Annotated in this window: 12 protein-coding genes and 2 pseudogenes; 2 read left to right on the top strand and 12 right to left on the bottom strand. The window is 51.8% G+C overall.

What is annotated here, in order from left to right; all coding sequences use genetic code 11:
• Nucleotide 1: 1 nt before the first annotated feature.
• The gene (locus A2F46_RS02865) at nucleotides 2-193 is read left to right on the top strand and encodes a hypothetical protein (RefSeq protein ID WP_066566320.1); all 192 of its coding nucleotides are present in this window, start codon (nucleotides 2-4) and stop codon (nucleotides 191-193) included.
• Nucleotides 194-272: 79 nt separating this feature from the next.
• On the opposite strand, the gene purH is transcribed toward A2F46_RS02865, so the two are convergent.
• From purH to A2F46_RS02845, 4 genes are all read right to left on the bottom strand, one after another.
• Entirely contained in the window at nucleotides 273-1,850 is a 1,578-nt protein-coding gene (gene purH / locus A2F46_RS02860; protein ID WP_066566315.1) for a bifunctional phosphoribosylaminoimidazolecarboxamide formyltransferase/IMP cyclohydrolase, read from the bottom strand.
• A gap of 30 nt (nucleotides 1,851-1,880) precedes the next feature.
• The gene (locus A2F46_RS02855; RefSeq protein WP_066566482.1) at nucleotides 1,881-2,120 is read right to left on the bottom strand and encodes a Fis family transcriptional regulator; all 240 of its coding nucleotides are present in this window, start codon (nucleotides 2,118-2,120) and stop codon (nucleotides 1,881-1,883) included.
• Nucleotides 2,121-2,151: 31 nt separating this feature from the next.
• Nucleotides 2,152-3,171 (bottom strand): tRNA dihydrouridine synthase DusB, encoded by a 1,020-nt coding sequence (gene dusB / locus A2F46_RS02850; protein WP_066566314.1) that lies wholly within the window; start codon nucleotides 3,169-3,171, stop codon nucleotides 2,152-2,154.
• Nucleotides 3,172-3,281: 110 nt separating this feature from the next.
• Complete coding sequence (locus A2F46_RS02845) at nucleotides 3,282-3,710, bottom strand: excinuclease ABC subunit A (protein ID WP_066566312.1); 429 nt, start codon at nucleotides 3,708-3,710, stop codon at nucleotides 3,282-3,284.
• 86 nt (nucleotides 3,711-3,796) lie between these two features.
• Between A2F46_RS02845 and A2F46_RS02840 the strand changes: the two genes are divergently transcribed.
• Nucleotides 3,797-4,423 carry a 4'-phosphopantetheinyl transferase superfamily protein gene (locus A2F46_RS02840; protein ID WP_066566309.1) on the top strand — a complete coding sequence of 209 codons (627 nt, stop codon included), beginning with the start codon at nucleotides 3,797-3,799 and terminating at the stop codon, nucleotides 4,421-4,423.
• On the opposite strand, the pseudogene A2F46_RS02835 reads toward A2F46_RS02840, so the two are convergent.
• From A2F46_RS02835 to A2F46_RS02800, 8 genes and pseudogenes are all read right to left on the bottom strand, one after another.
• Nucleotides 4,418-5,646, bottom strand: a pseudogene (locus tag A2F46_RS02835) (beta-ketoacyl-ACP synthase). The gene A2F46_RS02840 and the pseudogene A2F46_RS02835 overlap by 6 nt on opposite strands.
• Complete coding sequence (gene fabG, locus A2F46_RS02830) at nucleotides 5,640-6,374, bottom strand: 3-oxoacyl-ACP reductase FabG (RefSeq protein ID WP_066566307.1); 735 nt, start codon at nucleotides 6,372-6,374, stop codon at nucleotides 5,640-5,642. Before fabG ends, A2F46_RS02835 begins: the two are co-directional and overlap by 7 nt.
• Complete coding sequence (locus tag A2F46_RS02825; protein ID WP_066566304.1) at nucleotides 6,364-6,873, bottom strand: hypothetical protein; 510 nt, start codon at nucleotides 6,871-6,873, stop codon at nucleotides 6,364-6,366. The genes fabG and A2F46_RS02825 overlap by 11 nt, the downstream gene beginning before the upstream one ends.
• The gene (locus tag A2F46_RS02820; protein ID WP_066566302.1) at nucleotides 6,870-8,090 is read right to left on the bottom strand and encodes a beta-ketoacyl-ACP synthase; all 1,221 of its coding nucleotides are present in this window, start codon (nucleotides 8,088-8,090) and stop codon (nucleotides 6,870-6,872) included. The genes A2F46_RS02825 and A2F46_RS02820 overlap by 4 nt, the downstream gene beginning before the upstream one ends.
• Complete coding sequence (locus A2F46_RS02815) at nucleotides 8,083-8,619, bottom strand: hypothetical protein (RefSeq protein ID WP_066566300.1); 537 nt, start codon at nucleotides 8,617-8,619, stop codon at nucleotides 8,083-8,085. The genes A2F46_RS02820 and A2F46_RS02815 overlap by 8 nt, the downstream gene beginning before the upstream one ends.
• Nucleotides 8,616-9,862, bottom strand: a pseudogene (locus A2F46_RS02810) (NAD(P)/FAD-dependent oxidoreductase). The gene A2F46_RS02815 and the pseudogene A2F46_RS02810 overlap by 4 nt, the downstream one beginning before the upstream one ends.
• Nucleotides 9,855-12,254 carry an MMPL family transporter gene (locus A2F46_RS02805; protein WP_066566297.1) on the bottom strand — a complete coding sequence of 800 codons (2,400 nt, stop codon included), beginning with the start codon at nucleotides 12,252-12,254 and terminating at the stop codon, nucleotides 9,855-9,857. The pseudogene A2F46_RS02810 and the gene A2F46_RS02805 overlap by 8 nt, the downstream one beginning before the upstream one ends.
• Nucleotides 12,229-12,819: an outer membrane lipoprotein carrier protein LolA gene (locus A2F46_RS02800; protein WP_066566480.1), complete on the bottom strand. Its 591-nt coding sequence runs from the start codon at nucleotides 12,817-12,819 to the stop codon at nucleotides 12,229-12,231. Before A2F46_RS02800 ends, A2F46_RS02805 begins: the two co-directional genes overlap by 26 nt.
• Nucleotides 12,820-12,857 lie beyond the last annotated feature (38 nt).

The following is a 12,857-nucleotide window of genomic DNA, read 5'->3' as shown; positions in this document are numbered from 1 at the left end:
CATGTCTTCAAGCTATGTTATTCGTTTGGTCAACATCATGCAGACTGGGCAAATGGTGCAAGACGAGTTGGTTGCTCAAGTGCCACATCGCATGGTTCGCACCCAGGACCCTGAATCACTGAAGCAATATGTGGCTACACAGCTTAACGTACCGGCAGAGAGTATCACCAGCATTACACCGTTTTATCAATAGTCAGTTACCTGTCGTACGGCCACAAGCAAAAACCCTGTCATTCCCGACAGGGTTTTTGCTTACTCACATCCACACCGCATTAATGGCGAAAATGGCGCACACCCGTGAGCACCATAGCAATTCCATGCTCATTGGCTGCCGCAATGACTTCATCATCACGAATGGAGCCACCTGGCTGAATAATCGCCTTGATGCCTTGTTCTGCAATCACATCTACCCCGTCTCGAAATGGAAAAAAGGCATCAGATGCTGCGCAAGCATGGTGCAAGTCAAAGCCACCATCCTGAGCTTTACGCGCCGCGATGCGGGTGGAATCAACGCGGCTCATCTGCCCAGCGCCGATGCCATAAGTTTGCCCGCCTTGACCAAAAACAATGGCATTGGATTTCACGTATTTGGCAACTTTCCAAACAAACAACAAATCTTTCAATTCTTGTTCATTGGGTTGCCGTTCAGTCACCACCTTCAAATCGGCCAAGTGTAGATGATGGGTATCGGGTGTTTGCACCAACAAGCCACCGCCCACTCGTTTTAATTCAAAGCGATTGGCGCCCGCCAGCAGTGGTACTTCCAAAACACGCACGTTTTTCTTACCCGCAATGATGGCTTTGGCATCGTCACTGAATTTGGGGGCCATGAGCACTTCTAAAAATTGACCCGTTACGGCTTCTACTGTCGCAGCATCCACTTCGCGGTTAAATGCAATAATGCCGCCAAAAGCACTGGTGGTATCAGTGGCAAATGCCAGCCGGTACGCACTCAGCGTATCGGCAGCCACAGCCACACCACAGGGATTGGCGTGCTTCACAATCACACAAGCGGGCTCATCAAACGACTTGACGGCTTCCCAAGCGGCATCGGCATCGGCAATGTTGTTATACGACAGCGCCTTACCTTGTAGTTGCTGATAATTGGCTAGGCTGCCTGAAGCCGGATAAATATCTCGATAAAATGCAGCTTGCTGGTGTGGATTTTCGCCATAACGCAAATCCTGCACTTTTAACCAACTTTGATTAAATTGTTGCGGGAAAGGCTGCAACGTTGCTTCACCGCTTAACACCGCATCATCAACACTGGTCAAATAATTGGAAATCATGCCATCGTATTGCGCAGTGTGCGAAAAAGCCTTACGCGACAAATTAAACCGGGTCTTGTCAGACAAGGCACCCTCACTGGCCTGCAACTCGTTGATGATGGGCTCGTAATCGCGGCTGTCGGTGAGGATGGCAACATCTTTCCAATTTTTTGCGGCCGACCGCACCATTGTTGGCCCACCAATATCAATGTTTTCAATCGCATCTTCCAAGGTGCAATGCGGCTTCGCCACCGTAGCCGCAAATGGATAGAGATTCACGCACACCAAATCAATGGTACCGATTCCATATTCGGCCATTTTAGCCATATGATCGGCATGATCGCGGCGACCCAAAATGCCGCCATGAATTTTCGGATGCAGGGTTTTGACGCGCCCATCCAACATTTCCGGAAATCCTGTATAATCAGCCACTTCAGTGACCTCAATACCCGCATCAGCAATCAGTTTAGCCGTACCACCGGTGGACAACAATTGCACGCCCATGTGCGCCAAAGCACGAGCAAAATCCACCACGCCGGTCTTATCGGATACGCTCAATAGCGCACGTTTCACCACAGCCATTTGTATTTCCTTAAAATTAGGTCAGAAAATTCAGTCTAAAAGATGATGTTGCGCTAATTTTTTGCGCAATGTGTTGCGATTTAATCCCAGCATTTGTGCCGCGCGCGTTTGGTTGTTGTCGCACACGTCCATCACGCACTGCAATAATGGCAACTCCACTTGAGCCAACACCATGTCATACACGCCACACGGCATTTCGCCTTCCAAGTCGGCAAAATATTGTTGTAAATTTTGTGCAATGCAATCGGCAATACTGACATTGTGTACCATGATCATTCCCTGCTCTGCACCAGCACTGCTTTCAGGCAGCCTGCTGCGATTGTGGCCGGTAGGCACACGGCCATGCCGATAAGTGTGCCACCTGCTGATTCAAAAATAAATCCAACTGACGCTGTTGCACCAAGCCATCCGCTTCTTGATTTACCTGCCGCCGAAAAGCATCACCACCGGGCAATGCCGACACATACCAAGTAATGTGTTTGCGCGCGATCCGTACGCCAGCCACTGCGCCATAAAATGCATGCATGGCAGCAATGTGCTCAGCCACCACCGCCGCATGCTCTGCCATGCTCAGCGGCGCAGGCAACCGACCAGTTTGAAAATAGTGCAATACGTCACGAAAAATCCATGGCTGTCCTTGCGCACCTCGACCAATCATCACGCCATCGGCACCTGTTTGCTGCCACACTTGCCATGCTTTTTGCGGGCTGATGATGTCACCATTCACCCATATAGGCAGGTGTATTTCCTGCTTCAACTGCGTAATTTTGTCGTATCGCGCCTCGCCACGATACATTTGCGTGCGGGTGCGGCCATGTATGGCCAGCGCCGAAATACCAGCCTTCTCTGCCAAATGAGCAATGGTGGCGATGTTTTCATGTTCATCATCCCAGCCCAGTCGCGTTTTTAAGGTCACGGGCACGGGCACGGCCTGCACAACTGCTTGCAAAATATCCGCCACCAACGCCTCGTTTTGCAACAGCGCGCTGCCCGCCGCCACATTACATACTTTTTTGGCGGGACACCCCATATTGATGTCAATCACATCGGCACCTTGCGCTACATTGAAGCGCGCTGCCTCTGCCAGTTGCTGCGGATGACTGCCAGCAATCTGTACCACCCGGATCCCTTGCTCTCCATCATGATCGGCACGCTGGCGAGTCTTACGCGTGTGCTGCAGCGATGGGTCACTGGTAAGCATTTCACTGGCCGCCCATGCCGCGCCGAAACGCCGACACAATTGTCGAAAAGGTTTGTCGGTGATCCCTGCCATAGGCGCCAACGCCAAAGGCGCAGGTAATTCGTAAGGACCTATGCGCATGAAATCAGGAACAACAAAGGGAAAGTCGTCATTGTACAATTTTTAGGCAACTCTTCCAATCCGCACAGCCATAAAAAAGCCGCCCCATTCGAAGCGGCTGCCTGAAAATACTATCGGGCAATATCGCCTTTTAAGGCCACGCCTGCAATGACGCCCCCAGCATGGCATTCATATTCACGACTGCTTTTTAAGGTATTTTTTTGGTAATAACTAACCAAATTAACCACCCGTTTCCCGCCTAATTCGTGTGCGCGGTCTTGGAACTGTTTCACAGCAGACAGAAATGCCCATTGGCAAGCCTCTTTATCCGATTTTCCAAACGCATTGGTTTTTCTATTGCTCACCAATCCTTGCTTGATGATGCGACCGCCACCCCGGGCAAATTGAATTTTGATGGCCGGATCGAGAACCGATTGACCTTCTGGCGAGTTCAGTGCCTCTTCAATGGGTAAAATCAACTTGGTATCGCGCGCATGAACTACATTCATTGCAACCAGCAACACACTCGCGACCAACCATTTTGCATAGTCTGTCTTCATGGCTTCATCCTGACAAAATTAATCATTAAAAATAGATGCTATGATGGCAAAAGCAAGCCCTTGCTGCCCGCTCACCGAGTTATCTTATGGAATTATTGATTACCCTGGCAAGCCCTGATTTTGCCGATTACTACCACCCAAGCGCATTAAGCCCAACGGATTTGATGCGCCGGCACAAAAAGCCACAAAAAGACAACAACCCGGATTGGCGCAGCAGCCGGGCACTGAAAGCGCATCTGCGCCGCTACTGTCTGCCTCGCCGCTATTGTCTCAGCCACCATCAAGGTTATGCAGCCAGTGTGAGTTCACGGCAGCATGTGTCTTTGGGCATTGATGTGCAAATCATGCAGCCCAAATCTTTTGCACAACTACTGCCCATTTTCACAACTTCGGATGAACAACTTTGGTGGTCTCTTCAGCCTCAAGCCAACTTGGCCTACTATCAATTGTGGACATTGAAAGAAGCGCTGATCAAGGCCACCAATCTAAATTTTCCAGGAGACTTGCGCAATGTGGGTATTTTCAGGCAGCCTGATGGCACGTGGGCTGTGCGCTCGCCCAATCCAGAAAATGAATTTCACGCCCGTTGGTGGTCACCCCGTGTAGACATGGTGTTATGTTGTGTTTGGCCAGCGCCAAACGACGTGGTTTTTCGCTATGATTTTTGCGGCACCGCCACTTGGCAACAACCCATGCCTCAATACAGATTATGACCAGCGACGAAAAATCAATGAGGTATTGATGCCACCAAAGGCAAAATTGTTGTTCATGACGTATTCAGTTTGCAGATAGCGACCCGTCCCTTGGATGTAATCCAATTCGCCACAACGCGGATCAACTTGATGCAAATTCAGCGTAGGCGCAAACCAGCCTTCATTCATCATAGCAATGGAAAACCAGGACTCCAAAGCACCACAAGCACCCAAAGTATGGCCCAAATAGCTTTTTTGTGAACTGATGGGTATGTTCTGACCAAAGACAGCGTGTGTGGCCTGTGTCTCAGCAATATCACCTTGTTCCGTGGCAGTGCCATGTCCATTCACATAGCCAATGGTGTGGGTCGGCAAGCCTGCATCGGCCAATGCCAGCTGCATGCACGCTTCCATGGTAGCGGGCTCGGGGCGAGTGACATGACTGCCATCGCCATTTGTGCCAAAACCCACCAATTCAGCATAAATGGTCGCCCCACGCGACAGAGCATGCTCATAAGACTCCAACACCAACATGCCTGCTCCTTCGCCAATCACTAAGCCATCGCGTTGCGCGTCATAAGGAGCAGGCGTAGTGTGCGGTGCATGGTTTTTCAAACTGGCTGCATACAAAGAATCAAATACATACGCATGTGCCGCGCACAGTTCATCAGCACCACCAGCCAGCATCATGTCGATTTTGCCAAACTTGATGGCTTCATAAGCATAGCCTATCCCTTGGCTGCCTGAAGCACAGGCACATGACGTGGGGATAACACGCCCTTTCAAACCGAAGAAAATGGCCACATTAGCCGCCGTGGTGTGGGGCATGACGCGGATGTAGGTATTGGCACTAAAAGAAGGTGAGGTTCCATCCAACAGCAAGCGCCCCATATCGGCAACGTCTTTAGCAGCACCTGAAGAAGAACCACAGGCCACACCCATGCGCCCATCGCAAATGCGTTCATCCTGCAACAACCCTGCATCGGCCAATGCTTGTTCGGCAGCAGCCACATTCAGCTGTGCCACACGCCCCATGCTGCGCAATTGCTTGCGTGTCCAGTGTGCAGGCGGTGCAAAGTCGGTAACGGGCGCCCCCAGACGGTATTTAAATCCACAAACCGCTCCCACCCAGACACCACCCGAACCGCACTGATACCTTGACGAAAGGCACTGCTGATGGCTGGCCAATCGTTACCCAAAGCCGTTATTCCGCCTATCCCTGTAATCACCACCCGCTTCAACACAACCCCCCATTCACCGCCAATACTTGCCGCGTTATATAAGCCGCTTTTGCCGAAAGCAAAAACACCACCGCATGGGCCACCTCTTCAGGCAACCCCATGCGCGCGGCAGGAATCATTTTCAGTATATCGTCAACCGGCACCTGTTCATCCAACATATCGGTATCAATCAAACCAGGCGCCACGCAGTTCACTGTGATTTTGCGCTTGGCCAATTCCAAGGCCAAGGCCTTGGAGGCACCAATCAGCCCTGCTTTAGCAGCGCTATAGTTAACCTGTCCTCGATTGCCCATCAAACCCGACACCGATGCCATACACACAATCCGCCCCGGCGCTCGACGCCGAATCATGGGCATCACCAACGGATGCAAAACATGATAAAACCCATCCAAATTGGTGCGCAACACATCATCCCAATCCGCATCAGTAAAGGCGGGGAAGGCATTATCGCGGGTCACACCCGCATTTAAGACCACACCATAATATGCCCCATACTGAGCCACATCTGCTGTCAGTAAATCACGAGCGCCTTGCCTATCGGCCACATCAAACAACAGCGTTCTGGCTGATACCCCATAGCCCATGCACTGCTCAGCTACCTCGGCCGCCAGCGCTGATTGACGCCCATGAACCACCACATCATAGCCTTCGGCTGCCAATTCCAAGACCACGGCACGGCCTATGCCTCTGGTGGCACCGGTCACCAACACCGTTTGACGATTATTTTGCATATTTTTCCTGTTGTTGCTGTGCCAGATATGCGCCCAAATCAGGCGGGCTAAACACATTCAAAGCAGCCTGCACCAAAACCGACTCAGCTGTTGGCGCCAAATGGCCGTCTGTTTGCGCCCATAAACGGCCATCAAACACCGCAAAGCCACTCTGATCGCGTACGGACAACCGCACCTCCGCCCACAATGGGGTATTTAAAGGTAGAGCAGGAGCAAACAATTGCAATTTTCGGGTGCCCAGTAAAAAACCCAATCGCACCGATTCACCCTGCTCATGTGCAGCGCAGCCATCCAAAGCGCCAATACACTGTGCCAATAATTCCAAGCCCATCCACGATGGCACCGTACCATCTGCTTGTTGCAGTGGATTGCCATCGGCCAAGCACAACATTGCCCTCAAGCCTTGGTCATCATAATCGACAATGCGATTGAGCAATACCATTTGTCCACTGTGTGGCAAAAGTGGGGCCACGTTATCGATAGGGCAACTCAGTTTCATACCTCTTCTCCCAGCACCAAGGCTGTATTGCTGCCGCCGAAAGCAAATGAAGTCGTTAAGCCCAAGCGCGGCCCAGAAGGCCAAGTACTTTGGGCTTCGGTTAGGCGAATATGCGGCAGGCTGGCATCATAACCAAGAGGTAAGTATTGTTTGGGTAATATCCCGTTAGGGTTGATGCGACGACTGGCCGCGGCCCACACCCATGCAGCCTCCAAAGCCCCGGCAGCACCCAATGTGTGCCCTGTCATTGGTTTGGTGGAGGTGCACCAAACTTGACTACCCAATGACTGGGCTACAGCTGCGCTTTCCATAGCATCATTCTGCTCGGTACCCGTACCATGTAAATTGACCCAACCAATCTCATCTGGACACAAATCAGCGCATACCAAGGCTGCCTGAATGGCCTGCTGTGCACCCAACCCATCTGGCCTAGGACTGGACATATGCCAAGCATCACTGCTGGCGCCGTAACCCCATAATCGCAAAGCATCATCTTGATCACCCAGCGGCGCACGGGTAGCCACAAACACCGCAGCGCCTTCGCCAATATTAATCCCCTGGCGCTGGGGACCAAAAGGAGTGGCCACCGCGTCTGACAACACCGACAAAGCGGCAAAGCCATTGAGCGTTAACCAAGACAAACAGTCCACCCCACCACATACCACTGCATCGGCCAAACCAGCATGCAATAACCGCGCCGCGCTAATGAGAGCCCGCGCCCCTGAAGTACACGCAGTGGAAATGACGTAGCACAAGCCAGTCAATCCATGCGCTTGCGCCAAAAAATCGGCAGGCGAATACAGCGATTGCTGGGTTTGCGAGAACCCACTGTTGGACCAATCCTGCCCAGCCACCACCTGTTGGAACGCCGCCCGATTTTCATCAGCACCACTGGTAGATGTTCCCACCACCACTGCCACCCGATGCGCGCCGAATTGCTGCTTGGCTTGTATAATTTGGTTGGCCACCGCAATACTGGCATGCCACAACAACCGATTGGTGCGATTTTTATACCCTGGCAACGTTGGCGCAGCGAACGGCTGCAATGGCACAGACACCGCACCCACCGGTAAAACACGCTGGTGAACCCACTGTGTTTGCCGGCTTAAATAATGCCCATCCGATTGACACAACGCCTGCCAACTGAAGGCCAAATCATCCCCCAACGCAGAAACCACGCCCGGCTGATGTAAAAAAACCGGCCCCATTTTATTCATTCACCACCTCAACCAACCACGTTGTCCCATCCGCCAACACCACATCCCATTGATTATCGCCCTGTGGCCGAATTCGCCATAGCAGCTGTTGGCGATATCGGTACACCGTCCAGCCTGATTCCCGAGTCTGCTGCTGTTGGGGATAAATGAGCGGCCAATCCACGTGCTGCTGCGCACCCACCAATACCGCCAACGCCGCAAACAAGCGGCTGGCCGGGGCGTTGGGCGGCAAAAATCCATCGTTTTTCCACCCTTGCCGATCCACCATTTGGCGCGCCAGCGGCGCCCCAAAAGCATCGGTTTGCACCCACCGCCAAGCACCTGTTGCATCGGTTTGCGCTGCCACTAAACTTTGTTGGCCTTCAGGCAACTTGGTTACATGTAACCAAGTGACCGTATCGTAGTTAGGTAAGGGTTGCGGTATCGCAATTGGGTTGCCTGAAAATGTTTGACACGCCGCCACACACAGGCACACCCAACACCCCAGCCACAGGGCGTGCAGGCGGCGTATGCTTTTGCTGATGCTCACGATTTGACAGTTCCGCAGACTTCACTCAATGCCGCAAGCCGTCGCTGAGATTTGCACACATAAGGATTGCTTTCATCCCAAGCATAGCCCGCCAAAATGGCGCTAATTTTGCGGCGAATATCAGCGTTTACCCGGTGCTCATCGGCATAAATCACATCTTGGAAACTGCCGTCATACCATCCTTCCACATAAGTCCTGAAGGCATTCACGCCCACCATTAAAGGATCGGCGTAATCCCGCGCCCAATCGATGTTTTCACCCTGCCATTGCCGGTGTAAAACATTCACGGCCAACCGAGCTGAGTGCAAAGCGATGGTGACGCCAGACGAAAAAACCGGGTCCAGAAACTCTGCTGCATTCCCCAACAATGCAAAATGGCGGCCATGCAAAGTGGAGACATTAGCGGAGTAATTGCGCAAATGCCGAAACGGCACTCCATTGTCCCATTTGGCCTCAGCCAAAATGCGATTCAGCATGGGAATTTCGCTCGCCCAACCGCGCAAAATGTGTGATTCATCACCCTCTTGCACCGCTCCCAACCGTTCAACACTACCGACCACGCCTATCGAGCAGCGGCCATTACTAAATGGAATCAGCCACAGCCAAACATCACGATATTGCGGATGGGTACAAATCAAAATTTTATTGCGGTCAAAGTCATCGCCGACAATCCCATCATCAATATGGGTAAACACGGCCTGCCGCGGCGGTAAACATGAGGGCGTTTCTAGATTCAGCAACCGCGGTAAAACCCGACCATAGCCACTGGCATCCAACACAAAATCGGCGGCCAAAGTATAATCAGCGCCCTGTTCTGGCTGCACCGTTAATGTGACACCGTCATCATGTTCCTGCCATGCACAAACAGCATCACCAAAGCGGATCTCGGCACCTTGCTGTTGCGCGGCCTCTGCCAACCGCTGATCAAAGACGGCGCGTTGTACTTGAAACGTGGTGCCTGGGCCATCTGTGTATTTATCGGTGAAATCAAAATAAGCATATTGCTGGCCCCAAGTGAAGGCCGCACCATTTTTATACTGGAAACCAGGCTGTGTTTCGACCGCATGCAGCATATTGCTTCGGCCAAAATTTCCATACAGTGCGGCAGCAGGCTTTCGCCAATAACGAACCGAGGAAAATGCTGTTTTTCCAGCACCACCACCCGGTGACCACGCTGACGCAACAAGGCGGCGGCCACCGAACCGGAAGGACCGGCCCCAATAATGACGACTTGTTTACTCATTTATTATTTTCCTTTCAGGCAGCCTTGTTGCTGGCTGACCAGGGTATTGTGGTAATAGACACAAAGCCAACAGTAAATTCAAAATCACACCGAGTGCCACCGTTTGACCAAAAGCCGCCACTACGGGCGTGCTGCTCAATCCCAACAAACCAAAAGAAATTAATGTGGTCACGGCGGCCACCATCACACTGGCTAACCGCTCAGTGACTTGTTCGGGGGCCACAGTAGCCACACATAACGCATAATCCACACCAATCGCCGACACCAACAATAGCCCAAACATCACAAACAAACCAATGGGGATACCCGCCCAGCTCAATAGTGCTACCGTAGCCGATGCGGCCAGTAGCGGCATGACAATCACCCGCGTCGCCAGCCTTTTGCCAAGCCAGCCAAGCAACAGCACCCACGCCACAGCGAAAGACACCAATTTCAGCCACAAAGTTTGATTGCGTGTTTGTTCAAAAAGCTGGTTTAAACGCGCCAGCTTGTCTTCCCAATGCACACCGGGTACTTTTTGCGTTAACGCCTGTATCGCTTTGCCATCCTGTACCCCATTCAACCGAATCAAGCTCACATAATGGTGCGGAACCACCTCGCCCAAATACAAACTCTGGCTATTTTGCGCCAACCCATTATGCACACTTTGCGATAAAGACACTTCTGGCAAGGCAGCAGCAGCCCGCAATGAGGCTTGCATCACCTCGTCTGGCACACCCAAAGCGCGCATGGCTGACCAAGTCTGCGGCTGCGCCGACAAAATTTTTAATTGGTGTTGCAATTGTTGCTGCTGTGCTTCCGATAAGGTCCATTGACTCAGCGACTGATACCCACTCAAAACGTCAACCGGCAATGTGGCCAATTGCATCGTCATCTGTTGATCAACCTCCCAAAGCGCGGCTTCTGTTGGTGCTTCCAGCAGCAAAAATTGCGCCGAAGGCATAACCCCGCTGATTTGGCCCACAGATTGCGCTTGGGCCAGCCAATGTGGCGACAAATGCGCCCACGTACGCACATCATCCTTCCATTGTCCATGCCAGCATCCCAACACCAGCACCACGACCACTGGCACCCACAACCAAGGTCGGTGCCAGCGAAGCTGAAATTGCCGTATCCCTTGTGCCATTTTTTGAATCATTCGAACTAGCGGTTGATTAATTGGCCACGATGGCCTCTGGATAACCATCGGTAACCAAGCCAAAGTGGCCCACAACGCCATCCCCAATGCGGCCACAGAAAATACTGCGGTTTGCCGTAAAATAGCTAATGGCGCCACCATCAACAACACATAACCGACAGACGTCACCACAAAACCCACAGCAAAAATAGGCCACAAATGATGTAAATTTTGTGACATGGGTTCGCGGCGGTTGATTATGCTGGGAACCAGCCAGTGTAAAGGAAAGTCCATCAATATCCCCACCAGGCTGGTACCTATTACCATAGTCAGTATATGCACGTGCCCAAATACGCCAATACAGGCAGCCAAGCCCGCTAACCAGCCGATGATTACAGGCATAAACACCCACAGCGCGCGCCATGAGCGAAATAAGTACAGCAACAACATAAAGGTCAACACCACACCGGCCACGCTCATCCACGTGCTCTCAAATTGCGCTTGTGCTTTTGCCTCTGCAGCAAATAATGCCCCACCAGCCATGCGCAGCTGCAAGTGATGTTGGCCAGCCTCTTGTTCAGTGGCCTGCAAAAGCGGCAATAATCCATCAGGGATACCAACCAAACCAGCCTGCTGTGGTAACCGCGCCACCAGCATGACCCAATAACGACCTTGTGCTTGGGTATACAACAATCCGCTGCTGGCATCCCATTGCATTTTGCTGTTAAGGGGCTGCAACTTGGGCAAAATAAATCGGCCAAAACCCAGCCAATCATCACTGGCTGGCAATATTGATGGGGCAGCAAATGGATTGGCTAAATCCTGCGCACGCTGATCAAAATAGTGTTTCGGCGCTGTTTGCAACAGCGTCACTTGCTGTGTTGGCAATAAAGCCAGCTGTAATTGCCGAGCCCATTGTTGCCATTGAGGCCAATCGGGATTGACGGATAAAGTTACGGTGTTAAAAAGACCACTTTTCTGCCACTGCTGGGCAATGCGCTGCGCCCCGGTTTTTGCATCATCCGCAGAAACAGCACCTACCAACACCACAATTTGTTGGTTTAACTGCTGCTCCAGTTGTTTTTGCGCTTGTCGCTGCGACACACTTTGTTGGCTGTCAAATGGCAATAATTCGCTCATGTCGGTAATGAGCCATGCCCGCCCACTCAAAACAGACCAAAGCAATACGCCCACCGCCAGCACGCACACCAGCCCCAATAGCCAACGGGTGCGTCGCCACAACCCGACGTCAGGCAGCCAACGCACGTGCGGCATCTCCGCTCAACGGTACATTCAGGCGCACTTGCACAAACCGCATCACCGTTTTATCACCTTGTTTTTCCAAAATGCTCACCATGCGTACTGCTTGATCACCCTGGATGTCGATGCGGCTAAAAATCTGCTTCATCAATGCCGTTTTCGGCAATAAAACCAGGTGCCACTGCTGGGCAGTGCCGCTGAGTTTGGTTTCAAACTGATTCTGTAGCCCTTGGGCATTGCCACCCAACAAGTCTAAAAATAATTGCATTTGCCGCTGCTGGCCAGCGGCATGACTGGTGGTTTTTTGCCAGCTGCCACCATTGAACTGCCACACCCCATCGGGACGCACGCGCAGCTGTTGCACAAACGGTTTTTGCAAATGCCAAAACAAGGCTTTTTTCGGCACCAGTGCAAACTTGCCTTCGGTGGTTAATGGCTTGGTTAATGATTTCAAATACCGTTGTTGCACAAATGCCCCTTGTACATTGCCTGGGCTTTGCAATTGCCGGCTCAACTCAGCCAAACCAAAAGCCTGTGTCCAGCCACAACACAACAACATCAAAATTACCCAACACCACATTTGTTTCTGTTTCATGTTGATTCCCATCATCTGGCAAA

Origin of the sequence: Snodgrassella sp. CFCC 13594 (genome assembly GCF_001590725.1) — a bacterium.
Taxonomy (GTDB): domain Bacteria; phylum Pseudomonadota; class Gammaproteobacteria; order Burkholderiales; family Neisseriaceae; genus Snodgrassella.
This window is presented reverse-complemented; position numbering and strand designations above follow the sequence as displayed.

What these genes read in the sequence shown, in the direction of transcription:
- A2F46_RS02840 (WP_066566309.1), top strand. Translation starts at nt 3,797, where the DNA reads ATGGAATTATTGATTACCCTGGCAAGCCCTGATTTTGCCGATTACTAC.
- A2F46_RS02855 (WP_066566482.1), bottom strand. Translation starts at nt 2,120, where the DNA reads ATGGTACACAATGTCAGTATTGCCGATTGCATTGCACAAAATTTACAA.
- purH (WP_066566315.1), bottom strand. Translation starts at nt 1,850, where the DNA reads ATGGCTGTGGTGAAACGTGCGCTATTGAGCGTATCCGATAAGACCGGC.
- dusB (WP_066566314.1), bottom strand. Translation starts at nt 3,171, where the DNA reads ATGCGCATAGGTCCTTACGAATTACCTGCGCCTTTGGCGTTGGCGCCT.
- fabG (WP_066566307.1), bottom strand. Translation starts at nt 6,374, where the DNA reads ATGCAAAATAATCGTCAAACGGTGTTGGTGACCGGTGCCACCAGAGGC.
- A2F46_RS02820 (WP_066566302.1), bottom strand. Translation starts at nt 8,090, where the DNA reads ATGAATAAAATGGGGCCGGTTTTTTTACATCAGCCGGGCGTGGTTTCT.
- A2F46_RS02800 (WP_066566480.1), bottom strand. Translation starts at nt 12,819, where the DNA reads ATGTGGTGTTGGGTAATTTTGATGTTGTTGTGTTGTGGCTGGACACAG.
- A2F46_RS02845 (WP_066566312.1), bottom strand. Translation starts at nt 3,710, where the DNA reads ATGAAGACAGACTATGCAAAATGGTTGGTCGCGAGTGTGTTGCTGGTT.
- A2F46_RS02825 (WP_066566304.1), bottom strand. Translation starts at nt 6,873, where the DNA reads ATGAAACTGAGTTGCCCTATCGATAACGTGGCCCCACTTTTGCCACAC.
- A2F46_RS02865 (WP_066566320.1), top strand. Translation starts at nt 2, where the DNA reads ATGTCTTCAAGCTATGTTATTCGTTTGGTCAACATCATGCAGACTGGG.
- A2F46_RS02805 (WP_066566297.1), bottom strand. Translation starts at nt 12,254, where the DNA reads ATGCCGCACGTGCGTTGGCTGCCTGACGTCGGGTTGTGGCGACGCACC.